We start from the raw sequence: 26,986 nt of genomic DNA on the forward strand, positions 1-26,986 counted from the left end.
AGGATGCGGCACGGAGCGAAGACTTCGGAAATAAATCGGAGTACCCGTCAGCCGGTAAACGGAAAAGCGGAATCCTGACGCGGCAGGAGTTACCCCGCTGCCCGTCGAGTTCCGCCCGCATACCAGCCTTGCCGCGGAACGTCTCGCCCGAAGGACCGGGAAACTCCACCACGTCTCGTGTTCCGGCCGGTGGCCGGACACGGGGTGCTCCGGGCGGCGTATGGGCGCCGCGCCCAGGAAGACGGGAATTCGTTCATGCCGCATCGATACAGCTTTCGCTCGGGGCGGCGGTCCCCGGCCGGCGTGTCCGGCATCGTGACGGCCGCCGGTGCCGCCGTCGCGGGGGGTGTGGGATGACGTGGGACCAGGTGCCCGGCAGCCGTCAGGCCGAGCACGACACCGTGCCGCCGCGGATCGGCAGCCGGCAGCAGTTCCGTGAGGAACTGACGCGGCTGCGCACCGGGCTCGGTGTGTCGCTCACCCAGCTCGAGCGGGCCGGCCAGGGGCGGGGCAGGGGGCTTGCGCCGGCCACCGTGTCCGATGTGCTGTCGCGCGACCGGCTCCCGGAGTGGGAGTTCGTCGCCGATTTCCTGGCCGCGTGCGGTCTGAGCGAGGCGCAGCGCGGGCCCTGGCGGCAGGCCTGGCAGGAGGTGGCCGCGATGCCCCCGGCCCCCGCCCCCGTTCCTGCCGGGGCGGCAGCCGCGCCCCCTCCCCCGGATCCCTCCCCTGCCCCGGCCGCCGGGCCGCCTCCGGCTCCCTCCCCGCCTCCGGTGCCTCCCGGCAAGGCGCCGGAGGAGCCACCGGCCGTCACCCCGCCCGCGGACGGCGGCCGCCGGGGGGCATGGCGGGCCGCTCTGGTACGGCACCGTGCCGCCGTGGCGGTCTGTGCCTCCCTCGCGGTCGCGGCGGCGGCCGGCGTGTACGCCGTCGACCAGCACGATCAGAACGTGCGGCGCGCCAAGGCGGTGGACGACGAACGCCGGCGGCTGGCGGAGTTCCGCGAGGCGCACTGCGGGACGCTGAACCCGGCGCTGGTGACCCGGGCCGGCGGGGAGTGCACGGGGGTGACCGACGGGGGCGACGGTTCCGCGGTGTTCGGTTCCGCTCTGGAGCCCGTGCTGACGGCCATCGGCGCGGAGAACCACCGGGCCACGCGCGACGGCCAGTACGTCACCATCGCGTTCCTGGCGCCGCTGACCTCGGTGGGCAAGGCCGGCAAGACCAAGGACCTGACGCTCGAACAGTTCGTCGGGGAGGTCGAGGGCGCCTACACGGCCGTCGAACGGGCCAACACCGACGAGGGCCCGCTGAAGATCCGCCTGGTCCTGGCCAACATGGGCAGCGGCGAACTGCACTGGAAGGACGCCGTCGGCGCGCTGGACAGGGTCGAGAACCTGGTCGCCGTCACCGGGATGGGGCTGAGCCAGCAGGAGTCCGTCGAGGCCGCCCGGGCGCTCAGCGAGAAGGACATCCCCATGGTCGCCGACCTCATCACCGCCGACGGCTTCGACACCACCGGCGCCATCGACAGCCCGAAGGCGTCAGCGCAGCGCATCAACGGGCTGGTCCGCGTCACCCTGACCAACGCGGCCCAGCTGGAGGCGCTCGGCGAGGAACTCGAGGGCGACACCCGCACCGCCGCGCTGGTGCGCACCGACGTGACGCCGAACGGAACCCGCGACTTCTACACCGACTCCCTCTACCAGGGCTTCCGCACGGTGAGCGGGCTGAAGAAGCATCTCGACCCCGCGGCGGACTTCTTCTTCGACCCCCGCGGCGGGGCGGCGTCGATCCTGGACACCATCGGCCAGAACCTGTGCGGCGGCACCGGGCATCCCGTCGACACCGTGTACTTCGCGGCCCGGGAGAAGTACCTGCCCGACTTCCTCGACGCGCTCAGCCGGCGCAGCTGCCACCGCCGGCCCATCACCGTCGTCTCCGGATCCGACACGGCGGCCCTGGACCCCAAGACCCTCACCGCCGTGAACCAGGAGGGCGAGGCGCCCATCGCCGTCCGGTACGCGTCCCTGCCCGACGCCACGGCGCTGCGGGGTCCCGGCAACAGCGACCACGCCCTGTACGGCAAGTTCGTGGACGCCTTCGCGGGCGACCATCACGGGCGGAAGTTCCCCGCCGCACACGCCACGCGCGGTTACTGGCCCGTCCTCGCCCACGACGCGGTTCTCACCGCCACCACCGCCATCCGCAACGCCACCACGCCCTCCCTCACGCGTCCCAACCGTTACGCCGTCCTCAACCACCTCTACGCGCTGACCGACGGCGCGGTGCCCGCCGCCACCGGCCGTTTCGGCATCGACACCACCGGCAACCGCACCAAGGTCCCCATCACCATCCACCGTTTGGGCACCGCCTCCTGAGCCGGTCCCCACGCCGTCCGCCGGCCCGCCTTCGCCTCCGGGGGGCGGGGCGAGGGCGGGCCGGCGTGTCGGTGTGTCCGCGGCAGGGGGTCAGCTCGCGGAGCGGACCCGGTCGTGTGCCGCGGAGGTCATCCGGTAGTAGGTGGCGAGTTTGTAGTACTCCTCGCCGGGTGACAGCGCGCCCGCGTAGACGAGTACCCGCTCGCCCTCGTAGGCGTAGGGCGCGTTTCGGGCGAATTCCCCGAGCCTGGGCTCGATATGGGCGGGCAGGGCCTGGGGGTCCGTGGTCCTCGTGGAGAAGCTGATCCGCTCGATCTTCGAGGAGTCCCAGCCGAAGGTGGGGTACAGCGCCGACGAGGTAGCGATGAAGTCGAGCAGGTGTCCGCTCGGTTCCGGCAGCCCGAAGGCGTGCAGCATCGGCAGGACGGCCTCGCGCCGGACGGACTCGGCGGGCAGTCCGTTGAAGTACACGTTCCACGTCCGGTGCGCGTAGTCGATCGCGATGGCCGACACCTTGCCGTCCAGGCCGTGGTCGGTGAAGGAGTGCAGGTGTGCGGACAGGCCGGGCGGCATGGAGGGCAGGGCGGCGAGTTCGGCCAGAGAGCGCAGGTCGCCGAGCGGGAAGAAGGCGTAGGTCTTGTTGAAGCCGGCGCCGAGGCCGTAGTCGACGCCGTAGCCCTGGACGGGCAGCCGCGCGTGCAGGTCGGAGAAGAGGGTGCGCACGGGGTGGTCGGTTTCTTCGACGAGGCCGTGTGCCAGGGCGATCTCGTAGGGGTCGCCGGCGCTCGCGGGCAGGGTGAAGTCGAAGGAGAGGTCCGCGATCCGGCCGCCCTTGGTCACCATGTTGAAGACGACGGGGTCGGTGAGCACGTCCTGGAAGGCGGTCAGCACCGGCCGCATCCGGTCGCGGGAGCCGGCCATGTCCAGCAGCCCGGCCGCTTTCGCGGCGGCCGCGTACAGGCGTTCCGTATCAGCTTTTCCGGACATCGGTCCCCCAGGTGTCGATATGGCACGTCTGCTCGCCGCTCGTGGGGCAGAGCATGGGCCGGGGGGCTTGGCCGGGGCTGAACGGCGAGTTGGCGCCGACTTGGCGGCCTGCCGGGGCGGCGGGCGCGGGCCGGGTGGGACGGGGGGATCAGCTGCGCCGTTCGGCGGGGCCGGGGGTGGGTCGGGTGTTCCTCGTCTTCGGTCAGCCTGCTGCGGCAGCGGGGCCGGCCGAGGAGTCGGGCGGTGAGTCGGGCGGTGAGTCGGGCGGTGAGTCGGGCGGGTGCTGGGTGCCCGGGCCGGGCGGGGTGGGCAGTCGGTGGGCCATGAAGGGGCCGGTGGTGATGAACTCCCGGAATTTCAGGGCGGCTTCGGACAGGTAGGCGTCGCGGCGCCAGACGAGGGTGAGGATCCGGTGGCAGGCCGGGGCCTCCAGGTGCACCCAGGCCACCGGGACACGTGTCCCGGTGCCGGCCTCGCGGGACATCGCCGGGATCAGACCGATGCCGAGGCCGGCGCTGATCAGGATCTGGCTCGCGCCCGGCTCGTCGCCCTCGCAGGACAGCAGGGGGGTGAGTCCCTCGGCCGCGAACAGGCGGTCCAGGAGGGCGCGTTGCCAGTGGCCCTTGCGGGTGGTGACGAAGGGCTCGTCGGCGAGTTCGGGGATCGTCACGCTCTCGCGCCCGTCCAGGCGGTGGCCGCGCGGTACGGCGAGCAGCACCTCTTCGCGGACGAGTTCGGCCGATTCCAGGTGCGGGCCGCTCAGCGGCTGTGAGGCGACACAGAAGTCGACTTCGCCGACGCGCAGTTGGCGGTGCATCTCCTCGGCGTTGGACTGGTAGAGCCGTACGTCGGCGCGGGGTTGGACGGTGCGGAAGCCGCCCAGGACGGTGGTGATGGTCAGCAGGGTCTCGCAGGCGATGGCGAGCCGGCCGAGCCCCAGGTCGCCCGCCTCGCGTACGGATCTGATGCCGTCGTCCAGCTCGCTGAGGGTGCGGTCGACGTGGCGCAGGAACTTCGCCCCGTACTCGTTGAGTCTGATGCCGCGCCCGCGCCGCTCGAACAGGGGGGAGCCGAGTTCGGCCTCCAGGCGCGCGATGGTGCGGCTGAGCGAGGGCTGGGCGATGCCCAGTTCCTCCGCGGCGCGGCTGATGTGCTCGAAACGGGCGACGGTCTGGAAGTAACGCAACTGCAGCAGATCCACGCTCCACCTTCACTCATGCCCGGCGGGTCATCATCACATGGCAGAACCGGTCTTGGAACTGCATGAGTGTTTGTCTCTACGGTCTCGGTCAGGGGGTCACCGCACGGGTGGCGGGCCGTGGTGCCCGGTGTCCGTACGTGCGCAGCGGGGCTCCGCGTATCCGTCCTGCAAGGAAGGTCCCGCCGTGAGCGCTGTGGATCTGGCCCGGCTCCAGTTCGCGGCCACCACCGGTATCCACTGGCTGTTCGTGATCCTCACCATGGGGCTCGTGCCGCTCGTGGCGTTGCTGCACACCCGGGCCGCGTACACCCGCGACCCCGCCGAGAAGGTGGTGCGCGAGCGCGTGACCCGCTTCTGGGGTCAGCTGTACGTCATCAACTACGCGGTCGGCATCGTCACGGGTCTGGTCATGGAGTTCCAGTTCGGGCTCAGCTGGAGCGGGCTGAGCAGGTTCGCGGGCAACGTCTTCGGCGCCCCGCTGGCGCTGGAGACCCTCGTCGCCTTCTTCGCCGAGTCCACCTTTCTCGGCATGTGGATCTTCGGCTGGGGCCGGCTGCGCCGCGGTGTGCACGTCACGCTGATCTGGCTGGTCGCGCTGACCGCCTACGCCTCGGGTTACTGGATCCTCGTCGCCAACGGCTTCATGCAGCATCCCGTCGGCTACGAAGTCCGCGACGGGGTCGCCTACTTGACCGACTTCGGGGCGCTGCTGACCAATTCCGGCGCGCTGATGGCCTTCGCTCACCTCACGCTGGCCGCGCTCACCACCGGCGGTGTCTTCCTGCTCGGCGTCAGCGCGTGGCACCTGGCCCGGGGCACCGAGGAGAGCGCGCTGCTGCGCGGTTCGCTGCGGCTGGGCGCGTGGGTGGCGATGCTCTCCTCGTTCTTCGTCATCGTCGTCGGCGAGATGCAAAGGCCGGTCATCGAACGGACCCAGCCGATGAAGCACGCCGTGCTGGAGGGCTCCGGCGTCGCCGAGGCGCGGCGCCGGCTGGCCGAGCAGTACGGGCCCGGCGACTACGTGCCGCCCCAGGGGTGGATCCATCTGTCGATGAACGCGATGACGGTCATCGGCAACGCCGTCTCCACCCTCACCCTGGTCGCCGTCGTCCTGCTGTGGAAGGACCGGCTGGTGCGCCGGCGTGCGCCGGCCTATGTGATGACCGCGATGATCCCGTTCACCTTCGTCGCCTCCGTCGGCGGCTGGGTGGTGCGGGAGATGGGACGTCAGCCCTGGCTGGTGTACGGCGAGTTGACGGTCGAGGACGCCGTCTCACGGGTCGGCAGGACCTCGCTGGCCGTCTCGTGCGCCCTGTTCGTGACGATCCTGCTGGCCCTGGCGGTGACGAACTGGACCCTGATCGCGCGCTTCGCCGTGCGCGGCCCGCGGGCCGCGCAGCTCGGCGTGAGCGAGCCGCTGCCCGACGGCCCGCCGGAGGAGCCCGCGGGCGGCGCCGGCGACCGGCGGTCCGCCCCGGCCTACTGAACCGCTTTTCGAACGACGGGAGTTGATCGACGTGAGTCTGGAGACGGCCTGGCTGGCCCTGCTCGGTCTGCTGCTCGCCGGGTACTTCGTGCTCGGCGGTTACGACTACGGCGCGCAGATGCTGCACCCCTTCCTCGGCGGCCGCGAGGAGCGGGAGGCCGAACCCGGCGGCCGCGACGCCGCGCTGGAGGCCATCGCGCCGTTCTTCCTCGGCAACGAGGTCTGGCTGGTCGCCTTCGCGGGTGTGCTGTTCGGGGCCTTTCCGCATCTGGAGGGCACCCTGCTGCCCGGCCTGTACCCGCTGATCGTGGCGATCGTCGCCGCTGTGGTCCTGGGCAACGCCGCCGTGCAGCTGCGCCGGCGTGCCCGCGGCGGGCGCGGGCGGGCGGTGTGGGACGTGCTGATCGTGACCGGTGGCGCGGTGCCCGCCGTGGGCTGGGGGCTCGTGGTGGGCCTGCTGCTGCACGGGGTACCCCGCCGCGCCGACGGAAGCTTCCACATCGGTGCCGGCGAGGTGTTCGCGCCGTTCGTCCTGGCCTGCGGTGCCGCCACGGTGCTGCTGTTCGCGGCGCACGGCGCGGGTTTCGTCGCCCTGCGCAGCGCGCCCGGGCCGGCCGGGCGGGCGCGGCGGGCGGGCGCCACGCTGATCGCCGCGAGCGGGGCGGCCGCCGCGGTGGCGCTGGTGCTCACCCTGTCCGGCGCGGGCGCCTCGATGACCAACCGTGCGGCCGCGGCGGCCGTCGCCGTGGTACTGGCCGCCGCGTTCGGTGCCGCCTGGTGGTTCTTGCGCGCCGGGCACCACGCCCGGGCGTTCGCGGCCACCGGTGTGGCGAGCGCGCTGCCCGTGGCGCTGGTGGGCGCGGGCCACTACCCCTACCTGCTGATCAGCTCGGCGGGCCGCGGCCTGGACATCGAGCACGCCGCCGCGGACGACGCCACGCTGAGGATCCTCGGCGTGTTCGGCGTCCTCGTCGTCCCCACGATCCTCGCCTACCAGGCATGGAGCTGGTGGGCCTTCAGGGGGCGCACGGGACGCCGTCACACCGGCTACTTCTGAGCGGCGCGACCGCCGCCGCCGGCGCACTCGGCGTGCGGCGCGGCCCTCTTGCGCAGGGGGCGCACATGCGAAAGGACGGCCCTGGGGACCAGGGCCGTCGGTCGTGCGGGGGCGGGCGGTGGGTGGGGTGGACCGGTGGGTCAGGCGGTCTTCGTCGCGGACAGCACCGCCTCCACGGTGAGGGCGTGCGGGGGCAGATTGGCCGGGTCGTCGGTGATCGCCTTGGTGACCTGGAAGCCGGCTTCCTCGAGCCACTTCCGCCACGTCGAGAGCTTCTGCGGGCCGCCCTGTCCCATGGTGCAGCCGATGAAGAAGCTGGGGTAGAAGTCGACGGTGTAGTTGTCGGTGTCGGTGAGGTCCTCGGGGAACACCGGAACCAGCACGTGGACCTGTGCGCCGGCTTCGAGGGAGTCGTGGACGCCTTGGAGGATCCGCAGCACGTCGCTCTTGTCGAACATGGGCAGGAAGTGCTTGATCAGTACGACGTCGAAGCCCTTGGGGACTTCCTCGAAGACGTCACCGCCGATGAACGCGCACTGGTCCTGGACGCCGTGGGCGCGGAAGTTGTCCAGGCTCTCCTTCTCCTTCTCGGGCAGGTCGAAGTTGGTCACCCGCAGGCCGGGCGAGCCCTTCAGCCGGAGGGTGTTGACAGCTCCCAGGCCGGTGTTCCCGGCGAGGTCGAGGACGTTGGCGCCGGCCGGGATGTCGACGTTGGCGAAGAACCAGGGGTCGACGTGGGCGGTGACGGTGTTCATCAACGTGGCCCACGGCTTGCGCAGTTCGGGCAGCTCGCCCAGCGCGCCGTAGAGGTCACCGTCGTAGCCGTACAGTTCCTTCAGGCCGGCGACCGTGCCGGTGCGCACGCTCTCGGTGAGGTAGAACAGCTGCCGCAGCGTGACCGCCTTGATCATGTTCAGGTCGGCGAGCGCCTGCTCGAGCAGTGTGTCGGAGACGCCCGCGAGGCCGTCCAGGCGGTAGCCGCCGCCGGCCTCGTCGTGGGCGACGAAGCCCTCCTTGACCGGCAGCAGCAGGAGCTGTTCGACGGCGTCCGGCCTGACGCCGGCCCTCTCGCCCAGCTCGGCCGCCGTCAGGCCCGGCCTGTCGCGCAGCGCGTCGATGATGCCCAGCTCGAAGCACGACAGCAAGGTCATGAAGCGGGAGGGTCCGACCATGTAGTCGCGAAACCGGCGGAGTGTCGCTTCCGGTGTCATTGCAGCTGACCTCTTTTCCGTAGCGGGGGTGGCGCGGGTCGTGGCCGTGCCGCCGGGGGCGCCGGGGCAGGTGCGGGGGGCCGGGGTCCGGGGTCCGGGGGTCTGTGGTGTGCTCGTCACGCGTCTGCCGGGCGGAGCTCGATGCAGCGGGCCGCGTCGGCGCCGTACGTCCGGGCGATGCGGGCGGTCAGGTCCGCCGGGAGCAGCTGGTACTCCTGGGTGCCGACCGTCTCCAGCGCGGTGGCGGCCAGCGCGCAGCCCAGGCGGGCGGCCTGCTGCGGCGGCCACTGCCGGGCGAGGCCGGCGAGGAAACCGGACCGGAAGGCGTCGCCCGCGCCGGTGGGGTCGGCGATCTTGTCGGTGGGCACGGCCGGGACGGTCAGCCGGTCGGCGCCGCGGCGGGTCAGCACCACTCCGTCCGCGCCCCGCGTGGTGATCCAGGTGCCGACCCGGCCGAGGACTTCGTCCTCGCTCCAGCCGGTGCGCTTCATCAGCAGGGCGGCCTCGTACGCGTTGGTGAACAGCCACCTCGCCCCCTCGACCAGCCGGCGGGCCTGTGCGCGGCCGAGGCGGGCGAGTTGCTGGGAGGGGTCGGCCGCCACGGGGATGCCGAGGCGGTGGGCGGTGGCGGTGTGGCGCAGCATGGCCGCCGGGTCGTCGGCGCCGACCAGGACCAGGCGCAGGCCGCCGGTGCGGCCGGCGATCTCGGCCAGGTCGATGCGGGGGGCCTCGGCCATGGCGCCGGCGTAGAAGGTGGCGATCTGGTGGTGGTCCTGGTCGGTGGTGCAGACGAAACGCGCGGTGTGCAGGGTGTCGCTGACCCGCACCGCGGACGTGTCGACGCCGTTCGCCCGCAGCCAGGCGCCGTAGTCGGCGAAGTCCGCGCCCGCCGCGCCGACCAGGACCGGGTCGAGTCCCAGCAGGCCGAGGCCGAAGGCGATGTTGGCGGCGACGCCGCCGCGGCGCACTTCGAGCCGGTCGGTGAGGAAGGACAGGGAGATCCGCTCCAGCTGCCCGGCGATCAGCTGCTCGGCGAAGCGGCCGGGGAACACCATCAGATGGTCGGTGGCTATCGATCCGGTCACGGCGATACGCACGAGAAGTGCTCCTTGTGCCTGGGGTCGGGGCGGTCCGGGCGGCGGCCGGGGGAAGGGCCGGGGTGGCGGGAAGAGGGGGCGCCGCCGTGTCGGGGTTCTCGGCCGGTGGCGGTCAGTTCGCGCCGGCCGCCCTGCGCAGGGCGTCGACGCGGTCGGTGCGCTCCCAGGTGAAGTCGGGCAGCTCCCGGCCGAAGTGGCCGTAGGCGGCGGTCGGGGCGTAGATCGGGCGCAGCAGGTCGAGGTCGCGGATGATCGCGGCCGGGCGCAGGTCGAAGACGTCGGTGATGGCGGCTTCGATCCGCTCGACGGCGACGGTGTGGGTGGCGAAGGTCTCCACGAACAGGCCGACCGGTTCGGCCTTGCCGATCGCGTACGCCACCTGCACCTCGCAGCGGGAGGCGAGGCCGGCGGCGACGACGTTCTTGGCGACCCAGCGCATCGCGTAGGCCGCGCTGCGGTCGACCTTGGAGGGGTCCTTGCCGGAGAAGGCGCCGCCGCCGTGGCGGGCCATGCCGCCGTAGGTGTCGATGATGATCTTGCGGCCGGTCAGGCCGGCGTCACCCATCGGACCGCCGATCTCGAAGCGTCCGGTCGGGTTGACCAGGAGGCGGTGGTCCCCGGTCTCCAGTTTGATGCCGTCGTCGGCGAGCCGGTCGAGGACGGGTTCGACGACGTGGCGGCGGATGTCGGGGGTGAGCAGGGAGTCCAGGTCGATGTCGCTCGCGTGCTGCGAGGAGACGACGACCGTGTCGAGACGGACGGCCTTGTCGCCGTCGTACTCGATGGTGACCTGGGTCTTGCCGTCCGGGCGCAGGTAGGCGACCGTGCCGTCCTTGCGGACCTCGGTCAGGCGGCGCGCGAGGCGGTGGGCCACTTCGATCGGCAGCGGCATCAAGGTGGGCGTCTCGTCGCTCGCGTAGCCGAACATCAGGCCCTGGTCGCCCGCGCCCTGCCGGTCCAGTTCGTCCGCTGCCGCGGCTGCGGCCGGCCGGACGCGGGACTCGTAGGCGGTGTCGACGCCCTGGGCGATGTCGGGGGACTGCGCGCCGATGGACACCGAGACGCCGCAGGAGGCGCCGTCGAAGCCCTTGGCCGAGGAGTCGTAGCCGATCTCGAGGATCTTCTCCCGTACCAGCGAGGCGATGTCGGCGTAGGCGGAGGTGGTCACCTCGCCCGCGATGTGCACCTGACCGGTGGTGATGAGGGTTTCGACCGCGACGCGGGAGGCGGGGTCCTGGCGCAGCAGGGCGTCCAGGACGGTGTCGCTGATCTGGTCGGCGATCTTGTCGGGATGTCCCTCGGTCACGGACTCCGAGGTGAACAGGCGGCGGGACATGGCGCTCCAGGGGGCGGTGGGTGGGCGGACAGGGGCGGCGAACGCGGACGCGGCCGGCCGGGCGGCGGGCCGGCCCGGCTCGCCCCTCGCGGCCGGCCGAGGGGCGGCGCCCGGCCGGCCGCGTCCGCCAGGTCGTGTCCGCCGCGAGCCAGGCGGGACTTCGCGGAGACGGCCTAGGGGTTCGCCAGCCGGTCCTTGAGCCGGGCGGCGAGCGCGAGGCGCTGCACCTTCAGCGTGGCGGTGCGCGGCAGTTCGGCCTCGGGGATCTGGATGGGGTCGGCCAGCTGCGGGAAGCCGGCCACGGCGGCGCGCCAGCGGGCGGGGTCCAGCGGCTCGTCGCCGTGGGTGCAGACCACCGGGACCGCTTCGGCGTGGGGGCCCTGGACGACGACCAGCTCGCTCAGTTCGTGCAGTTCGGCCAGGACGGTGTCCTCGACCTCGAGGGAGCTGCGCACGCCGGGGATCATGTCGACCTCGCGGTCGAGCATGTGCAGGCAGCCGAACCTGGTGAAGTAGCCGACGTCGCCGGTACCCCACCACGGGCCGTCGCGGTTGTCGTCGTAGCGGTCCTGCTCGGCGAAGTAGGTCTTGGCCAGGCCCGGCCAGGCGACCTCGATGCGGCCGGGGTGGTGCGCGGTGGGCCGCTTGCCGTCGCGGCTGACGACGCGGACCTTCGCCGATCCCAGGGGCATCTGCCAGCCGACGCAGCGGCCGTTGGCCTTGTGGGCGGTGCGGGGGAAGTAGGCGCGTCCGACGGCGGGTCCGACCTCGCTCTGCCCGTAGATCTGGAAGAACAGCGCGCCGCGCCGCCGGGAGGACTTCAGCAGCCGGCTCATCGTCGCGGGGTGGATCGCGTCGAAGGTGCTGCTGAAGTACTTCACCGAGGCGAAGGGCCGGCGGGGGTCGTCGGCCAGTGTCTCCCACGCCATCAGCGCGTTGGGCAGCGCCTCGACGAGTCCGGGCCGGTTCTCGAGGAACACCTCGGCGACCGCGTCCGGGTCCGACTCGTTCACGAGCACCACCGGCATCTCCTTGAGGAGGGCCAGGGCCATCGCCGCGACGTTGCGGGAGTGCACGAAGGGGATGGCGATCGCGGCGGTCTCCTTCTTCCGCATGAGCGACAGCAGGCGCCACTGCGGCCTGAGGCGGATGCCCTGGGTGCGGGGGGTGTGCACGACCAGCTTGGGCAGTCCGGTGGTGCCGGAGGTGTGGGTGATCACGGCGGCCTCGTCGAGGGGCCGCACCACCGGCCGCACCCGCGGCGCGCCGGCGAGGGCGCCGAGCGACACCGCGTCCGCCCGCTCGCCGCAGACGATGAGCACCCGCCGGGTCAGTCGCGCGACCGGTACCTCGGCCAGCACGTCGAGCTTGTGTGTGTCGGTGAGCAGGTTGGGCCGGTCGATGCGTTCGAGCAGGGCGCCCACCGTCCTGGCGTCCAGGCCGGGCGAGAGCATCACCGGCACCGCGCCGATCCGGGAAGCGGCGCAGGCCAGCATCCACACATCGGCGTTGGCCCTCTTGTGGAGCACGATGTGCTCGTCGGGCCGTACACCCGCCGCCCACAGCCGGGCCGCGAGGTCGTCCACGAGGTCGGCGAGGTGGGCCGTCGTCAGGTGCCGGCCGGCTTCGGGCAGGACGTCCAGATCGTGGTCGAGGGTGATCGGCGTGGACGCGTTGACGGCCGCGGCCATGGCCGGCAGCAGGCCGATGTGAAGACCGCGCTTCTGTATCGATTGATAGGCCACAGAGCCCTTCATCGGGTCTGTCTCCTTTACGGTGGGCGATGGGTGTTCGGGCTGTTCGCCGGCTCGGTGCGGGATGCCGGGACGCGCACGGCGGACCCCGCCCGGGGGGCGGGTCGAGGTCCGTCTGTCGCGGGCCGAGGGGTTTGCGCACGCGGGCGGGTGCGGTGGCCGGCCGGTGGGGACGGTGCGGGCCGCGCGGCGTGTCGGTGGCGCGCGGGCACCGCGTCGGTGGCGCGCGGGCACCGCGCTCGTATCGTGCGCGGGCGCCGCGCTCGTGTCGTGCGGGGTGCGCTCGCTTTGGAGGGTTGTCAGGCCGCGCGGCCGGCTTTGAGCGCCGCCGCCGTCTCGGTGACACGGCGGGCCTGGTGGCGGGCCGCCTGGAGCACCGTCTCGGTGGGGCCGCCGGCGCTGCCGCCGACGCCGGTGACGTGCGAGGTGCCGTACGGGTTGCCCGTGCGGAACTGGACCGGGTCGGTGTAGCCCGGCGGGACGATGATGGCGCCCCAGTGGTAGAAGGTGTTGCTCAGCGCCAGGATGGTGGACTCCTGGCCGCCGTGGGCGGTGCCGGTGGCGGTGAACGCAGAGACGACCTTGTCGGCCAGGGCGCCGGCCTGCCACAGGCCGCCCGTGGTGTCGATGAAGGCCTTGAGCTGGCTGCACACGTTGCCGAAGCGGGTGGGGGTGCCGAACAGCAGCGCGTCCGCCCAGCTCAGGTCGTCCAGGGCGGCCTCCTCGATGTCGGCGGTGTCCTGGAGGTGGCGGGCCCAGGCCGGGACGGATTCGACCGCCTCCGGCGGGGCCAGCTCGCGGACCTTGCGCACGCGTACGCTCGCGCCGGCCCGGTGCGCGCCCTCGGCCGCGGCCAGCGCCATGGTGTGCAGGTTTCCGGTGGCGCTGTAGTAGATGACGCAGACGTTCACGGATGCCATGGGGGTTTCCTCGCTACCGGGCGACGACCAGGGTGGCGGGCTCGGCGGTGTGGAACGAGACGTCCTCGAAGCCGGCCTTGAGGAGCCAGTCGCGGTAGTCGCCGCGCCGCCAGGTGCTGCCCTGCCGGGTCTTGAGCAGCATCTCCGAGGCGAAGATGAGGGGGAAGGCCGGGCCGCCGCGGTCGTCGTCGACGACGTAGTCGTTGACGACCAGGGTGCCGCCGGGTTTGAGGGCCTGGCGCAGTCTGGTGAAGACCTCGATGTTGCTCTCCGGGCCCTCCTGGTGGGCGATGTGGGAGTAGACGGCGACGTCGTACCGCGCGGTGCCGAAGTCGGTGGTGTGGAAGTCGCCGTCGAGGGTGGTGAAGCGGTCTCCGACGCCGCGTTCGTCCAGCAGCCGGCGGGCGATCTCGTTGATGGGCGCCCAGTCGAGCTGCACGGCGCGGGCGGCGGGGTTGGCCTGAAGCCAGATGCCCGAGTAGATGCCCGAGCCGCCGCCCACGTCGAGGATGGAGATCTCGCCGGCGCCGGCGAGGCCGAGGACCTCGGCGGCGATCGAGGCGGCGGGCACCGACTGCGCGGCGATGGCCGTGACGATGCCTTCCCAGTGCGGGTTGTTGGCGACCTCGACCACCACGTCCTTGACCGGTCCGCCGACGCGGACCACTTCGGCCAGGTCGCTCAGGGCGCTCATGTGCGTGAGCTTGAGCCGGGCGAAGGGGGCCAGGGAGACGGGGGTGTCGTCGACCAGGTAGGCGGACGTCTCGGGGGTGTTGCGGTAGCGGCCCCCGTCGAGTTCGACCAGGCCGACGCTGACGAGCCCGTCGAGGAGGGTCTGGGCGCCCCGCTCGGAGATGGCGGCGCGCCCGGCGATCTCGGCGGCCGAGCCGGCGCCGTCGTCGAGGTGGGTGAAGAGCGAGTGGGTGGCGGCCGCGGCGAGGACCGCGGTGGCCCAGTAGCCGTTGATCAGCCGCATGATGCCGACGGGCGAGGGGCGGTCGTTCGTCATGCTGTTCCTCCGAGGACCCGGGTGGTGGCGTGGGTGCGTACCGCGCCGCGCAGGGCGTCCACGACCCGTTCGACCTGGTGCGGTGCGAGTTCCGCGTGCATGGGGACGGCGAGCTGGCGTGCGAAGAGGTCCGCCGAGACCGGGCACTTCTGCTGTGCCTCGAACACCGGCTGCACGTGGGCGGCGAACGTGCCGTGTCCGCAGCCGATGCCCTGGCCGCGCAGTTCGGCGGCGACCGCGGCGCGGTCCACGCCCGCGTCCAGCGTCACCATGTAGGTCTGCCAGGCGTGGGTGCGGTCCCGCGGGACGGACGGGACCGTCAGGAGCTCCTCGCCGGCCAGGAGTTCGCCGTACTGCGCGGCGATGGCGCTGCGGCGTTCGAGGAGTTCACCGATCCGGCCGAGCTGCACGCGCAGGATCGCCGCGGCGATGTCGGAGAGCTTGAAGTTGTAGCCGATGCCGGTGAACGTCGGGATGGGCAGGCCGACGACGTTGCCCATGTCGAAGATGCTGCCGATGCCGAAGGAGGAGCGCAGCCGCGCGTCCTTGCCGATGCGCGGGTCGCGGGCGAGGAGCGCGCCGCCCTCCCCGCTGGAGGCGCCCTTGCGTCCGTGGAAGGACAGACAGCCCACCTCGGCGAGCGCGCCGGCCTGGCGGCCCTGGTAGGTCGCGCCGACCGCGCAGGCGGCGTCCTCGACGAGGAACAGGCCGTGGCGGTCGGCGATCGCCTGCAGTTCGGTGTAGTCGGCGGGCATGCCGACCGTGTCCACCGCGACGATCCCGACGGTGCGCGCGGTGACCAGGTCGGCCACCGCCTGCGGGTCGATGGTGTAGGTGTCGGGGCGTACGTCGGCGAAGACGGGGGTGGCGCCGACGTAGAGCGCGGCCTGTGCGGGCGCGGGGAACCCGTAGTCGGCGACGATCACCTCGTCGCCCGGCCCGACGCCGAGCGCGAGCATGGCCAGGTGCAGCGCGGCGCCGCAGTTGCTGACCGCGACGGCGTCGCCGACGCCGTACCTCTCGGCCAGTTCGGTCTCCAGCGCCTTGCCCTGGGGGCCCTGGCCGGCGGGCCAGCCGGAGGCGAACACCTCGGCGACGGCGGCCAGTTCGCGTTCGCCCAGACTCGCGTGGACCAGCGATATCGGTTCCATCGAGGTCACCTCCCCCTCTGCTGCGCGTGTGTGTGCCGGCCGGCGGCGGGGACGGCGGTGGCGGGTGGTTCGTAGCGCAGCGGGGTGAGCTGGCTGACGTCGTAGCGCCGGCGCATCTCCGCCACGGCCGCGGGGTCCACCGCGCCGCCGCGCGACCAGATCTGCGCGATCTCCTCGAAGTAGTCCTCGTGATCGGGCGAGGGGAAGCTCTGGAAGAGCATCTTCACCGGCTTGTCCGTGGCGTTGCGGAACGCGTGCGGGGTGCCGGGCGGCACGAACATGCAGCTGCCCTCCCCCGCGCGGACGACGCGGTCGCCCGTGGCGGACTCCCAGTGGTGCCAGGTGTCCTTGGTGCGCTCGGTCGGCTCGAAGCACAGCAGGTCCAGCTCGCCTTCCAGGACGTAGAAGAACTCCTGGCCTCGTTCGTGCACATGGGCCCCGACATCGAAGCCGGGCGGGACGACCACCTCGAACACCGACAGGGCGGATCCCATCTCCTTCGTGGCCTTGAACGTCACCTCCTGCGCCGGGGTGATCAGCTTGCGCCCGGCACCCGCCGGGAGGATGAGGTCGGTCATGGGCTTCGCTTCCTTCGTCCGTGCACGGGGCTCAGGCCACGGTCTGGGGGACGTCGGCGGCCCAGGTGCCGAGCGCCATCTCGGCGGTGATGCCGGGGCCGAAACCCGCGATCAGACCGGTGGCGCCGGGGGTCGGGGTGTCCTCCTCGAACAGCCGGCGGGCGGCTTCGAGTACGACGGCGCTGGCGATGTTCCCGTACTCGCTCAGGGTCGACCAGCTGTGCCGGAACACGTCGCGGTCGACGTCGAGGAACTTGGCGAGGTCGTCGAGGATGCGCGGTCCGCCGGCGTGGATGATGTAGAAGTCGAGCTTGCCGGCGTCCCAGCTGTGGTCCTTGGCCAGCTCGCGCAGGACCGGGGCGAGCGGCTCCATCGTGCCGGGCACGCGGCGGTCCAGCTGGAAGTGGAAGCCCGTGTCCTTGACGGCGTAGGAGATCCAGTCCTCGGTGTCGGGGATGAGGTAGGAGGCGTTGCGCTCCAGCTCGATGCCGGTGCCGCCGGCGCCGCGTACGACGGCGGCGGCGACCGCGTCACCGAACAGGCCGTCGGACAGCAGCGAGCCGATGTCGTCGGCCTCGGGCTGGTAGCACAGGGAGCACAGCTCGCAGGAGACGATCAGGACGTTGCTGCCGGGGTGGGCCACGCAGAAGTCGTGGGCCCGGTTGATCGCCGCTCCGCCCGCCGCGCAGCCCAGCTGGGAGATGGGTATCTGCCGGGTGTCCGAGCGGAAGCCCATCTTGTTGATCAGCCAGGCCGTCAGCGACGGCATCAGGAAGCCGGTGCACGACACGTAGATGATCGCGTCGATGTAGGGGGCCGTCAGCTCGGCGTTGGCCAGGGCCTCCTCGATGACCTGGGGGGTGCGCTTCTTCGACTCGATCTCGTAGATGCGGTTGCGCTCTTCGAAGCCCGGGTGGCGGAGCGTCTGCTCGATGGGCTGGACGATGTGCCGCTTCTTCACGCCGGTGTTGCGGATCAGGCGGAGGGCCAAGGGAAGCTGCGGCTTGCCGGCATGCGCTTTTTCCGCAAATTCCAGAGTCTCTTCCACCGTGATGACATATTCCGGCGCGCTCATCGCCGGTTTGCATAGCCTGGGCATATCCGGAATCCACTTCTCTTGGAGTCTCGACAGCAAGGGCAGTAGGACGTCGAGCTGACGAAGGGTCACCATCGCTGGCCGGTCGGCGCGTTGACGCGCGGCCGGGGCGGGTGGCACCGGGCCGCGCCGCCCTCCTCGGCGGTACGGCCGGCTGGCGGGGCGGCCGGTTGGCGGGCTGCGGGGTCGGCCGGTTGCCGGTTGGCGGATCGGCACGGAAGGCGGCCGCGACGGCGGACGGCGTGACGGGCCCGGTGAATGGTCCGGGCCCGAGGACGGTCCGGCCCCCGGCTCCCACCGGGCTCCCCCGGCGGCGCCCTTGCGGGACTGCCGGGACGGCGAGGTACGCGGGGCCGGGCGGGGCCGGGCGGGGCCCGCGGTGAACCGTCGGACCGGCGGGTGGTGGGGCCGCCCGCACACACGGGCCGGCGAGGGCGGGGCTGTCCGCGTCTCACGGCCGGCCTCGGCAGCACCGCTCACGCCCCACGCGACGCACACACACGGCGCGTTCGCGCTCCACGTGGCCGGCGGCGGGTCCGTCACCCTGCCCGGCCCGGCCGGTCCGACGTACGCCGGGACCGTGCCGACGGCCTTCGGGCCGAAGGCGGCCGTTCGACGGGATCCGCCGGAAGCTGCCCGGATGTGCCGGGAGTTGACGGGGCCCGCCGGGGTTTCTCCGGCTTCACCGGATCCCAGAGCGCCCCGGTCTCGCCTGCGCGAACCGGCGGACAGCGCTCAACCCATGGCCTCGCGGCTGTTTTTGGGCAGGGGATAGATGCCGGAATCGTGACACAGGCAGCGGACCCCCGCCAAGCGCTTCCCCAAGTGACCCAAGTCACAGGCCTGGTGGGCCGTTTTCCGCCCGGCACGGCGAAGTACCCGGCGCACGCGGGCCGGGGCGCCCCGCCCGGGCGACCGCCCGCCAGGGGCCGGTCCGGACGCACGGCCCCGCCGGGCGCCCCGCACGCCCACCTGTGGTGCGAAGCCCCCAACCGGCCTGCTCCGGTGGCCTCTTCACCGGCGGGCGGGCGGCCGGGGGCGGGCACGGCCCTGGTAGCGTGCCGCGAGGCCTACCGTCTCGGCGCCGTGACGGTAGGCGCCGGCCGGCCGTTCACGGGGAGCCGGTCAGGACCCGGCCGCCCCGGGTCCGCCCTGCCGGGCGCGGCACCCGGGAAGGACGCCGGGCCCGCCCGGGCACGTCCCGTTGCCGGTCCCCCGTCTGTCACATTCGCCGGCTTTGGTCTGTCAGACACGCGAGGCACTGGTGGGAGGGTGTGACCCGATGAACGAGAACGAATGGCTGGCGGCTCGATTCGAGACCGACCGCCCCCGTCTGCGGGCGGTGGCATACCGGGTGCTCGGCTCGCTGACCGAGGCGGACGACGCCGTGCAGGAGGCCTGGCTGCGGGTCACCCGCTCCGACGCCGACGCGGTGGAGAACATGAGCGGCTGGCTCACCACCATCGTGGCCCGCGTGTCGCTGAACATGCTCCAGTCGCGCAAGTCGCGCCGCGAGGACCTGGTGGACGCCCCCGAGGACGACGGCTCGCACCGCCTGGGCACGGCCGCCGACCCGGAGCAGGAGGCGTTGCTCGCCGAGTCGGTCGGGGCCGCGATGTTCCTCATCCTCGACACGCTCACGCCCGCCGAGCGGCTGGCGTTCGTCCTGCACGACATGTTCGCGGTGCCCTTCGAGGAGATCGCGCCGATCGTGGACCGCACTCCGGCCGCGGCCCGGCAGCTGGCCAGCCGCGCCCGCCGGCGCTTCCAGCGGCAGGGCGTCGCCCCGCAGGATCGGGACACCGCCCCGCACTCTCCCGGCACCGGCCCGCGGGACGTTCCGGTCCAGGACGAGGGCGCCGACACCGCCCAGGCCGACAAGGCCGATTCCATCCGCGCCTTCCTCACCGCCTCGCGCCAGGGCGACTTCGAGGCGCTGCTGGCCGTGCTCGCCCCGGACATCGTGGTGCGCGCCGACCGGGCGGCCGTGCAGATGGGCCTGGCCACGGGCAGGGCCGTGCCCGCGGAGATCCGCGGCGCCGACGCCGTCAGCCGCGCCTTCACCAGCTTCACCCTGGCCCCGGTGCCCGCCCTCATCAACGGGTCCGCCGGGCTGGCCTACGTCCTGGACGGCGTGCCGCAGGGAGTGTTCCGCTTCCACGTCGCCGGCGGCCTGATCACCGGCATCGACCTGCAGGCCGACCTGACCGGACTGGACGTCATCGTCCTGTAGCCATCCTGGCCCGGCCCCGAAGGGCCGGGCTCGGAGGGCCGGACTCGGAGGGCCGGGCTCGGAGGGCCGGGCTCGGAGGGCCGGGCTCGGAGGTGGATCACACCGAACCGCCGGGGCAGGTACCCGGCAGCGCGTAGGGGGCGGTCCCGCACGGGACCCCCCCCTCCCTTTCCTCTTTCCCCTCCCCTCCCCTGCTCCTGCTCCTGCTCCTGTCCTGCCCTGGGTGGCGGCGTCGCCGCGCTCCGGTGCCGCCGCGCCCCTGAGGGTGGCTGGAGGATCGATGGGCGATGGCTCGGTCCCGCATGGTGGCCGCTTGGCCCGCGGTCCTTCGGCTCGTAGGGTCGCGCTCAGTGACTGAGGCACTGTCTGCCCGACGCCGTGCAGGAGATACCGGCGGGCGGTTCGAAAGAGTCGTCTCACCAGGGGCGTTCGGTGACCGGACACGGCCTGAACAAGGCCTCGGCAGGGCCGCAGCCCGGCAGTCGGCCGGGCGCCCGTCCGGTGCGGCCGGGCGACCACACCAGGCCATGACATGGGGAGTTCACGGATGGCGAACGAGCCCGGGTATCCGGATGCGTGGCGCATCGCGGAGTTGGAGCGCGAGGTGCGGGACCTGCGCCGCACCAACGAGGCACTGCGCGGATATGCGGCCAGAGAGCCCGAACTCCCGCGCGGCGTCACCGAGGACGTCCCGCACGGCGCCGGCCGCGTCACGGCCACGCCGGCCGGGCACGCGCAGGACGCCCGGTGGGCGCCGCAGCGGTCACCGCTGATCCCCGAAGCGGCCCGTCCCCTGGTCGGGTTCCGCGCGCTGGGCCCGATCGAGGCCGTCGTCGGCGGCCGCCGTGTCGACCTGGGAGCACCCAAGCAGCGCGCCCTGCTGGCGCTGCTGGTCAGCAGGGTGGGCGAGCCGGTGGCCGTGGACGTGATCGTCGAGGAGCTGTGGGCCGGGAAGCCGCCGCCGTCGGCGATCGCCTCGCTCCAGGCGTATGTCGCCAACCTGCGGCGGGTGTTGGAGCCCGGCCGCGCCCCCCGGACCCCGCCGGCGGTGCTGCGCACCTATGGACGCGGCTATCTGCTGGACAGCGGGGTCGTCGAGGTCGACGTGCACCGCTTCAGCGAGCGGGCGGTCGCCGGCTGGCAGGCGCTGGACTGGGGCGATCCGCAGTGCGCGGTCGAGGAGTTCGAGGCGGCGCTGGCGCTGTGGCGCGGGCAGGCCTACGCCGAGGTGGCCGACACCGGCTGTGTGCGGCCGGACGTGGCACGGCTGGAGGAGCTGCGGCTGTCCGTGGTCGAGGGGCGCTGCGCGGCCCTGCTCGCGGCCGGCGCCCACGAGATCGCGGTGGCCGAACTCGAGGCGTTCATCCAGGCCCACCCCTTGCGCGAATACGGCTGCGAGCTGCTGAGCCTGGCCCTCTACCGGGCGGGCCGGCAGGCCGGCGCGCTGGCGGTACTGCGCACGAACAAGAAGCGGCTGGCGGACGAGCTGGGGGTCGATCCGCGGCCGGCGCTGCAACTGCTGGAGCGCCGGATACTCAACCAGGCACCGTCACTGGACTGGCGGCCGCATCCCCGGACGGTCGCGAAGTCCGCCTGACGTCAGCCGAGTCGGCGAACAGGGGGCGGCGGCCCGTCCCTTGTCGGCGGAGCCCGCGCGTTCGCGGCCGGGCGGTGCACGGGGTGACGGCGCGGGGGCCGGGCTCGACCGGACCTCGAGTCTGTCGGCCGATACTCGGTCTCCGGGACGGCGCGGGCCCACGCAAGCCGGAACCTCGAAAAACGCCGAGTCGGCAAAGTGCCGCCCGGCCTTCGCAGGATCGTCCGGGCTGTGCGGAAACTCCCTGCTCGCGGGGCGAGGTCCGCTCCGTGCCGGGGTGGCGGGGCCACTGCCCGGGTGATGCCGAACAGCGCTTTGCGCTCCCGGAAGACACCGATCCCCATGCCGTTCCCCCGAAGTGTCAATCCGGGCCATCCACTTGGGCCGACCGTCCGGGCCGCTCGTGCGGCCCGAACACTTGGGGCTGGTGGGGCGGATGCCGCTATGCCGTTATGCCGCTGTCGATGACGACCAGGGAAGTTGACCTCATGACCAGCATCCGCACCCGCACCCGCATCAGTCCCGGGCAGGCCGTCGAGGAGGCGCTGCGCCGCTTCTTCGCCGAGCGCCGCACCGAGGCCGAGGGGATCGGCGCTCCTTGCGCCGACGTGGTCGACGACCTGGAGAACTACGTGCTGCGCGGCGGCAAACGCGTACGCCCCACCTTCGCCTGGCTGGGCTGGCTCGGCGCCGGCGGCGACGAGGACGGCCCCACCGCAGAAGCCGTGGTCCACATCGGGGCCGCACTGGAGCTGTTCCACGCGTACGGCCTCATCCACGACGACGTCATCGACGCGTCTCCGACGCGCCGGGGGGCGCCGGCCGCGCATGTGCTGTTCGCCGACCGTCACCGTGAACGGGGCTGGAACGGCGAGCCCGAGCTGTTCGGCACCGGCACCGCGATCCTGGCCGGCGACCTCGCCCAGGGCTGGGCCGACGACCTCGTACGCCGCTGCGGCCTGCCCGCCGCGGCCCACGCCCGCATCACCCCCGTCTGGTCCGCACTGCGCACCGAAGTCCTGTGCGGACAACTCCTCGACATCACCGCCGAAGCCGCCGGCGCCGAAGACCTCGACACCCCCCGACGCGTCAACCGGTACAAGACCGCCTCCTACACCGTCGAGCGGCCCCTGCACCTCGGCGCCGCGATCGCCGGCGCCGACGACAACCTCATCACCGCCTACCGCGCCTTCGGACGCGACATCGGCATCGCCTTCCAACTGCGCGACGACCTCCTCGGCGTCTTCGGCACCCCCGAGGAAACCGGCAAACCCTCCGGCGGCGACCTCGTCCAGGGCAAACGCACCGTCCTGCTCGCCGCCGCCCTCACCCACGCCGACACACACGACCCCCACACCGCCACCCTCCTGCGCGCCGGCATCGGCCACCCCCTCGACGACGACGAACTCACCACCCTGCGCACCCTCATCACCAGCACCGGAGCCGTCGACCACGTCGAAGCCGACATCACCCGCCGCACCCGACGCGCCCTGGCCACCCTGCACGCCAGCACCGCCACCGACCACGCCAAACAACAACTCACCACCATGGCCGTCCACGCCACCCAACGAACCTCATGAACCATGCGGTCGGCCCGGCGCCGGTCCCCGGCTCGGTGGAGTCGGGGCCGCCGCCCTCCTGCGGCGGTTGTCCCCCGCCCCCGGCCGCCGGGTTTCGGCGCGACGGGTCGTGGCCCGCACCCAGGCGTCAGCGCGTGGCACCCCGGCGCATGCCCAACACGGCTGTCTGACATGGCCGTTGAGCCGCGGTGAGGAGACGGGTGATGGTGGGTGCCGGCGTGCCGTGGTGACCGGCGCCGACGCCGGCGCGTCGCCGGCCGGCGTGGGCCAGGTCACCTGGCGGGGACCCTTGGCGCGGTGATGACGGCCGTGTCACACTGCGGGCACGCCTCCCCTGCCCACAATCGGCTGTACGCCGGCGGGAGGTGCGGGGGCCGCCGGTCCACCCGAGGAGCGCGGGATGCGCTCCGGCCCCCGACGCTCGTGCCGCTCTCGGCGCGGAACACCGCCCTACGCCGAACGAGCCGCCGTACGCCGCCTGTTCACGGCCGTCCGCGAGAGCGCCGACGCCCCGCCGTGCCGCTCGGGCGCAAACCACCGCATGCCGAATCGGCCGCCGTGGCGCGCCGTGACGCCGATCAGCCGCGCACGCGCCCGCGCCGCGCACCAGAGTCTCCGGCTCTTCTGGACACCGTTCGGCCCGCTCGCCGACGTCGTGCCCGGTGTCGTGCCCGGTGTCGTGCCCGGTGTCGGCGTGCTTCGAGGCTTTCCCCTCCGTGCGGGGAGTCCGCTGCTGCCCGCGCGGTCTGTGCCGGTGGCCCAATATCCCGTGTCCCGCTTGCCGCCGGCTTGGCGTCGGGTCGGCCCCGGCTTCGTGATCAGAGGAGTGACATGCTGAAAGGCCCAGAGCTGACGGACGAGGAATCCGACCGCCGCACGGCGGGCGGCGGGCCGGGGGTGTACGTGATTCCCGGGCGGCGGCCGGCGGGCGGTCCCGGTCAGGCGCGCCGTATCGCCGAGCTGGAGCGCGAAGTGCGGGAACTGCGGCGGGTGAACGAGACGCTGAAGAGGTATGTCGCGAAGGCTCTCGACCTCGACCTGCCGGTCTGCGGCGCGGTCCGCGAGGCGCAGGGCCACCGTGTGGGTGCTCAGGTCGATGCCGCTTCCCGGGGCGCGCCGCCCGACGCCCCGGGACGGGGTGGGGGGCGGCCGCCGGAGGCCGCGGGGGTGGCCGGGGCCGGGGTGGAGTTCCGGGTGCTGGGTCCGATGGAGGCGGCTGTCGGCGGGCGGGCGGTGGATCTGGGAGCGCCCAAGCAGCGTGCCGCGCTGGCGCTGCTGGTCAGCCAGGTGGGCCGGCCGGTGTCGGTCGATGTGATGCTGGAAGAGCTGTGGGAGGGGCGGCCGCCGCAGTCGGCGGTGACGTCGTTGCACGCGTACGTGGCCAATCTGCGCAGGGTGCTGGAGCCTGGGCGGGCACCGCGCAAGCCGGCGACGGTGCTGCGTACGCACGGCCGGGGGTATCTGCTGGACGGCCGTGTCGCGGAGGTCGACGCCCGCCGCTTCGGTGAGCGGGCGACCGCCGGGTGGCAGGCACTGGACGGGGGTGATCCGCGGCGGGCTCTGAGCGCGTTCGAGGCGGGGCTGGCGTTGTGGCGCGGGCAGGCCTACGCGGAGGTGGCCGATACCGCGCAGGTGGCTCCGGAGCGGGTCCGGCTGGAGGAGTTGCGGTTGTCGGCCACCGAGGGCCGCTGCGCGGCGCTGATCTCCGTGGGCGCGCATGAGGTCGCCGTGTCCGAGCTGGCGGCCTTCACGCGCGCCCATCCGCTGCGCGAATACGGTTGTGAGCTGCTGAGTCTGGCGTTGTACCGGGCCGGACGGCAGGCCGATGCCCTGGCGGTGCTGCGCACTCATCACCGGCGGATGGCGCAGGAGCTGGGCATCGACCCGAGTCCGGCGCTTCAGCACCTCGAGGGTGAGATCCTGCGCCAGGCCCCGGCGTTGGGCTGAGGCCGGGGCGGGGTCCGGGTGGTGTCGTCCTTGGCGGGGGGCCTGTCGGCGGATGCCGCAGGGCCCGCGTGCGGGGTGCTCACCTGCCGTCGAGCGCGGGTTCGAGGTCGGGTTCGGCGGCCGGTGTGGTGGGGGTGTCGTCGTGTCGTGCGAACAGTTTGCCGGGCCACCACATCCACCGGCCCAGGTCCAGGGTCAGTGCGGTGACCAGCACCGAGCGGACGATCAGGGTGTCCAGCAGCACGCCGAAGGCCACCGTGAAGCCGAGTTCGGCCGCGAACAGCAGCGGCAGCGAGGCCATCGCCGCGAAGGTGCCGGCCAGTACCAGGCCCGCCGAGGTGATCACGCCGCCGGTGGCGGACAGGCCCTCCAGGGCGCCGCGCCGGGTGCCGTGCTGTTCGGTGATCTCGCGTACCCGGGTGACCAGGAAGATGTTGTAGTCGACGCCCAGGGCGACGAGGAACACGAACGACAGCAGCGGGAAGGAGGCGTCCGCCCCGGCGAAGTGGAACACGTGGTTGAACACCAGGCTGCTCACGCCGAGGGCCGCGGCGAACGACAGCACCACGGTCGCCATCAGCAGCAGGGGGGCGACGACCGCCCGGAGCAGCAGCATGAGGATGAGGAAGACCACGAGGAGCACGATGGGGATGATCACCTTGGAGTCGCGGGTGGCCGCGTCCCGTGTGTCGAGAGTGATCGCCGCGTTGCCGCCGACCTGGGCGTGTGCCGCCTCGATGTCGTGGACGGCGGTTCTGGCCTGCTCGACGGTGTCCAGGGCGGCCGAGCTGCTGGGGGCGTCCTCGAGTTCTCCGGCCAGGAGGGCGTCGCCGCCCTTGATCACCGGTGGTGAGACGTCGGCGATCCCCGGAATGTCGGCCAGTGCCGCGCTCACCCGCTGGGCCGCGTCGGCGGTGGTGACGACGTAGATGGGGTCGCCCGAGCCGGCCGGGAAGTGCCTGGCCTGGATTTCCTGGCCGACGGCCATCTGCGGTTTGTCGGTGAACTGGTCCTTGCTGGAGAGCCCGTCGGCCTTGAGCCCGACCACGGCGACGGCCATGGCACCCAGAATGACCGCGGTCCCGATCCACACCGTGCGCGGCCGGCCGGAGATGGCGGTGCCGACCCGGGTCCAGATGCCTTCCGTGGCCGCCTGGGGCGCCGCGTAGGCCGGCTTGACGGGCCAGAAGATCCAGCGGCCGAAGATGACCAGGAGCGCGGGCATCAGGGTGATCATGGCGAGCAGTCCGACGACGATGCCGATGGCGCAGGCCGGTCCGAGCCCCTGGGTGGAGCGCAGGGTGGCGAGCATCAGCAGGGTCAGGCTGACCGCGACGGTCGCGGCGCTGGCGATGATCGCCGGGCTGCAGCGGCGCAGCGCCTGCGCCATCGCCTCGTGCCGGTCCTCGTGCAGCCGCAGTTCTTCTCGGTAGCGCGAGGTGAGCAGGAGCGCGTAGTCGGTGGCGGCGCCGAACACCAGGACGGTCAGGATGAAGCTGGTCTGCGAGTTGACGGTGAGTCCGGCGTTCTTCGCCAGGAGGTAGATCACCGCTTCCGAGGCGGACAGGGCGACGCCCGCGGTCAGCAGGGGCACCAGCGGCAGGGTCGGGCTGCGGTAGGTGAGCAGCAGGATGACGACCACGACCAGCGCGGTGATGGCCGTCAGGCTGCCTCCGCCGCCGAAGGCCTCGACCGAGTCGGAGGCGTGCCCGGCTGGGCCGGTGACGTGGAATCCGAGGCCGTCGGCGTTCTTCTCGCCGATGTCGGTCAGTGCGGTGACGACCTCGCTGATGCCGTTCCAGCCCGTCTTGTCCTTCTGTACCTGGACCACGGTCTGGATGGCCTTGCCGTCCTGGGACTTCACCGGGCCCTGTGGCCGGCCCGCGACGTTCTCGCTGTCCGCGAAGGCGTCGGCGTCCGCTCGGGCCTTGGCCATGTCGGCGGGGGTGATGCCTTCGGGCCGGTCGTAGATGACGATCGCGGGCATGGTGTCGGAGCGCTGGAACTTCTCGGACCGTTCGACGACCTTGGTCGACTCCGCGTTCGCGGGCAGCCAGGCCGAGCTGTCGTTCTTCTGGACGTCGCCGAGCTTGCCGGCGAGCATCAGGGCCGGGACCAGCAGGGCCACCCAGAGGGCGAGGACGACCCATTTCGCCACCCTGCCGCTGGGCAGGGAAGCCATGGTGCGGAACATGTGTCACTCCTGAGTGATCACTCGATGGGGGATGGCCGGTCGGGACGGGCGACGCTGCGGATCCCGCACCCCTGACGGCTGTCCGAGGTGAGGTGGATCGGCTGCGCGTGCGGTGGCCGGTTGCGGGCCGTCGACGACAGCGAGGTCTCCTCGCGCTTCGTCCTGGGCGTCGGT

General features: G+C 72.7%; 19 protein-coding genes. 7 read left to right on the forward strand and 12 right to left on the reverse strand.

What is annotated here, in order from left to right; genetic code table 11:
* Nucleotides 1-353 precede the first annotated feature (353 nt).
* Nucleotides 354-2,378 (forward strand): hypothetical protein, encoded by a 2,025-nt coding sequence (locus tag OG440_RS00120; protein WP_406004745.1) that lies wholly within the window; start codon nucleotides 354-356, stop codon nucleotides 2,376-2,378.
* Between the two features lie 90 nt (nucleotides 2,379-2,468).
* Here OG440_RS00120 and OG440_RS00125 read toward each other — a convergent pair whose 3' ends face one another.
* A complete protein-coding gene (locus OG440_RS00125; RefSeq protein ID WP_406004746.1) occupies nucleotides 2,469-3,365 on the reverse strand; it encodes an aromatic prenyltransferase in 897 nt (298 codons plus the stop codon).
* A gap of 202 nt (nucleotides 3,366-3,567) precedes the next feature.
* Nucleotides 3,568-4,566 carry a LysR family transcriptional regulator gene (locus OG440_RS00130; RefSeq protein WP_406004747.1) on the reverse strand — a complete coding sequence of 333 codons (999 nt, stop codon included), beginning with the start codon at nucleotides 4,564-4,566 and terminating at the stop codon, nucleotides 3,568-3,570.
* A gap of 184 nt (nucleotides 4,567-4,750) precedes the next feature.
* Here OG440_RS00130 and OG440_RS00135 point away from each other — a divergent pair, with 184 nt between their 5' ends.
* Together OG440_RS00135 and OG440_RS00140 are read left to right on the forward strand one after the other, a co-directional pair.
* Nucleotides 4,751-6,052: a cytochrome ubiquinol oxidase subunit I gene (locus OG440_RS00135; RefSeq protein ID WP_406004748.1), complete on the forward strand. Its 1,302-nt coding sequence runs from the start codon at nucleotides 4,751-4,753 to the stop codon at nucleotides 6,050-6,052.
* A gap of 31 nt (nucleotides 6,053-6,083) precedes the next feature.
* Nucleotides 6,084-7,109, forward strand: coding sequence for a cytochrome d ubiquinol oxidase subunit II (locus tag OG440_RS00140; RefSeq protein WP_406004749.1), 1,026 nt, complete (start codon nucleotides 6,084-6,086; stop codon nucleotides 7,107-7,109).
* Nucleotides 7,110-7,249: 140 nt separating this feature from the next.
* On the opposite strand, the gene OG440_RS00145 is transcribed toward OG440_RS00140, so the two are convergent.
* The 9 genes from OG440_RS00145 to OG440_RS00185 form a co-directional block, all read right to left on the reverse strand.
* Nucleotides 7,250-8,260 (reverse strand): methyltransferase, encoded by a 1,011-nt coding sequence (locus OG440_RS00145; RefSeq protein ID WP_406004750.1) that lies wholly within the window; start codon nucleotides 8,258-8,260, stop codon nucleotides 7,250-7,252.
* Nucleotides 8,261-8,436: 176 nt separating this feature from the next.
* Nucleotides 8,437-9,417, reverse strand: coding sequence for a carbohydrate kinase family protein (locus tag OG440_RS00150; protein ID WP_406004751.1), 981 nt, complete (start codon nucleotides 9,415-9,417; stop codon nucleotides 8,437-8,439).
* A gap of 112 nt (nucleotides 9,418-9,529) precedes the next feature.
* Nucleotides 9,530-10,753: a methionine adenosyltransferase gene (metK, locus tag OG440_RS00155; protein WP_406004752.1), complete on the reverse strand. Its 1,224-nt coding sequence runs from the start codon at nucleotides 10,751-10,753 to the stop codon at nucleotides 9,530-9,532.
* 173 nt (nucleotides 10,754-10,926) lie between these two features.
* Complete coding sequence (locus tag OG440_RS00160; protein ID WP_406004753.1) at nucleotides 10,927-12,510, reverse strand: class I adenylate-forming enzyme family protein; 1,584 nt, start codon at nucleotides 12,508-12,510, stop codon at nucleotides 10,927-10,929.
* 296 nt (nucleotides 12,511-12,806) lie between these two features.
* On the reverse strand, nucleotides 12,807-13,427 hold the full coding sequence (wrbA, locus tag OG440_RS00165) for an NAD(P)H:quinone oxidoreductase (protein WP_406004754.1): 621 nt from the start codon (nucleotides 13,425-13,427) through the stop codon (nucleotides 12,807-12,809).
* A gap of 13 nt (nucleotides 13,428-13,440) precedes the next feature.
* Nucleotides 13,441-14,436, reverse strand: coding sequence for a methyltransferase dimerization domain-containing protein (locus OG440_RS00170; RefSeq protein ID WP_406004755.1), 996 nt, complete (start codon nucleotides 14,434-14,436; stop codon nucleotides 13,441-13,443).
* Nucleotides 14,433-15,587: a DegT/DnrJ/EryC1/StrS family aminotransferase gene (locus tag OG440_RS00175; protein ID WP_406004756.1), complete on the reverse strand. Its 1,155-nt coding sequence runs from the start codon at nucleotides 15,585-15,587 to the stop codon at nucleotides 14,433-14,435. The genes OG440_RS00170 and OG440_RS00175 overlap by 4 nt, the downstream gene beginning before the upstream one ends.
* 5 nt (nucleotides 15,588-15,592) lie before the next feature.
* Nucleotides 15,593-16,165, reverse strand: coding sequence for a cupin domain-containing protein (locus OG440_RS00180; protein ID WP_406004757.1), 573 nt, complete (start codon nucleotides 16,163-16,165; stop codon nucleotides 15,593-15,595).
* Nucleotides 16,166-16,196: 31 nt separating this feature from the next.
* Nucleotides 16,197-17,264, reverse strand: a complete 1,068-nt coding sequence (locus OG440_RS00185) for a type III polyketide synthase (protein WP_406004758.1) — start codon at nucleotides 17,262-17,264, stop codon at nucleotides 16,197-16,199.
* A 1,279-nt stretch (nucleotides 17,265-18,543) separates the two neighbouring features.
* Here OG440_RS00185 and OG440_RS00190 point away from each other — a divergent pair.
* From OG440_RS00190 to OG440_RS00205, 4 genes are all read left to right on the forward strand, one after another.
* Nucleotides 18,544-19,494: a sigma-70 family RNA polymerase sigma factor gene (locus OG440_RS00190; RefSeq protein WP_406004759.1), complete on the forward strand. Its 951-nt coding sequence runs from the start codon at nucleotides 18,544-18,546 to the stop codon at nucleotides 19,492-19,494.
* Nucleotides 19,495-20,041: 547 nt separating this feature from the next.
* Nucleotides 20,042-21,091 carry a BTAD domain-containing putative transcriptional regulator gene (locus OG440_RS00195; protein ID WP_406004760.1) on the forward strand — a complete coding sequence of 350 codons (1,050 nt, stop codon included), beginning with the start codon at nucleotides 20,042-20,044 and terminating at the stop codon, nucleotides 21,089-21,091.
* Between the two features lie 488 nt (nucleotides 21,092-21,579).
* On the forward strand, nucleotides 21,580-22,671 hold the full coding sequence (locus tag OG440_RS00200; RefSeq protein WP_406004761.1) for a polyprenyl synthetase family protein: 1,092 nt from the start codon (nucleotides 21,580-21,582) through the stop codon (nucleotides 22,669-22,671).
* An 831-nt stretch (nucleotides 22,672-23,502) separates the two neighbouring features.
* Nucleotides 23,503-24,618: a BTAD domain-containing putative transcriptional regulator gene (locus tag OG440_RS00205; protein ID WP_406004762.1), complete on the forward strand. Its 1,116-nt coding sequence runs from the start codon at nucleotides 23,503-23,505 to the stop codon at nucleotides 24,616-24,618.
* A gap of 79 nt (nucleotides 24,619-24,697) precedes the next feature.
* Here the strand turns inward: OG440_RS00205 and OG440_RS00210 are convergent, their stop codons facing one another.
* The gene (locus OG440_RS00210; RefSeq protein WP_406004763.1) at nucleotides 24,698-26,812 is read right to left on the reverse strand and encodes an MMPL family transporter; all 2,115 of its coding nucleotides are present in this window, start codon (nucleotides 26,810-26,812) and stop codon (nucleotides 24,698-24,700) included.
* Nucleotides 26,813-26,986 lie beyond the last annotated feature (174 nt).

The organism is Streptomyces sp. NBC_00637 (assembly GCF_045161545.1).
GTDB lineage: Bacteria > Actinomycetota > Actinomycetes > Streptomycetales > Streptomycetaceae > Streptomyces.

Coding starts and splice junctions, on each gene's coding strand:
- wrbA (WP_406004754.1), bottom strand. CDS start 13,427: ATGGCATCCGTGAACGTCTGCGTCATCTACTACAGCGCCACCGGAAAC.
- OG440_RS00125 (WP_406004746.1), bottom strand. CDS start 3,365: ATGTCCGGAAAAGCTGATACGGAACGCCTGTACGCGGCCGCCGCGAAA.
- OG440_RS00210 (WP_406004763.1), bottom strand. CDS start 26,812: ATGTTCCGCACCATGGCTTCCCTGCCCAGCGGCAGGGTGGCGAAATGG.
- metK (WP_406004752.1), bottom strand. CDS start 10,753: ATGTCCCGCCGCCTGTTCACCTCGGAGTCCGTGACCGAGGGACATCCC.
- OG440_RS00160 (WP_406004753.1), bottom strand. CDS start 12,510: ATGAAGGGCTCTGTGGCCTATCAATCGATACAGAAGCGCGGTCTTCAC.
- OG440_RS00200 (WP_406004761.1), top strand. CDS start 21,580: ATGACCAGCATCCGCACCCGCACCCGCATCAGTCCCGGGCAGGCCGTC.
- OG440_RS00185 (WP_406004758.1), bottom strand. CDS start 17,264: ATGCCCAGGCTATGCAAACCGGCGATGAGCGCGCCGGAATATGTCATC.
- OG440_RS00195 (WP_406004760.1), top strand. CDS start 20,042: ATGGCGAACGAGCCCGGGTATCCGGATGCGTGGCGCATCGCGGAGTTG.
- OG440_RS00205 (WP_406004762.1), top strand. CDS start 23,503: ATGCTGAAAGGCCCAGAGCTGACGGACGAGGAATCCGACCGCCGCACG.
- OG440_RS00120 (WP_406004745.1), top strand. CDS start 354: ATGACGTGGGACCAGGTGCCCGGCAGCCGTCAGGCCGAGCACGACACC.
- OG440_RS00180 (WP_406004757.1), bottom strand. CDS start 16,165: ATGACCGACCTCATCCTCCCGGCGGGTGCCGGGCGCAAGCTGATCACC.
- OG440_RS00170 (WP_406004755.1), bottom strand. CDS start 14,436: ATGACGAACGACCGCCCCTCGCCCGTCGGCATCATGCGGCTGATCAAC.
- OG440_RS00145 (WP_406004750.1), bottom strand. CDS start 8,260: ATGACCTTGCTGTCGTGCTTCGAGCTGGGCATCATCGACGCGCTGCGC.
- OG440_RS00175 (WP_406004756.1), bottom strand. CDS start 15,587: ATGGAACCGATATCGCTGGTCCACGCGAGTCTGGGCGAACGCGAACTG.
- OG440_RS00190 (WP_406004759.1), top strand. CDS start 18,544: ATGAACGAGAACGAATGGCTGGCGGCTCGATTCGAGACCGACCGCCCC.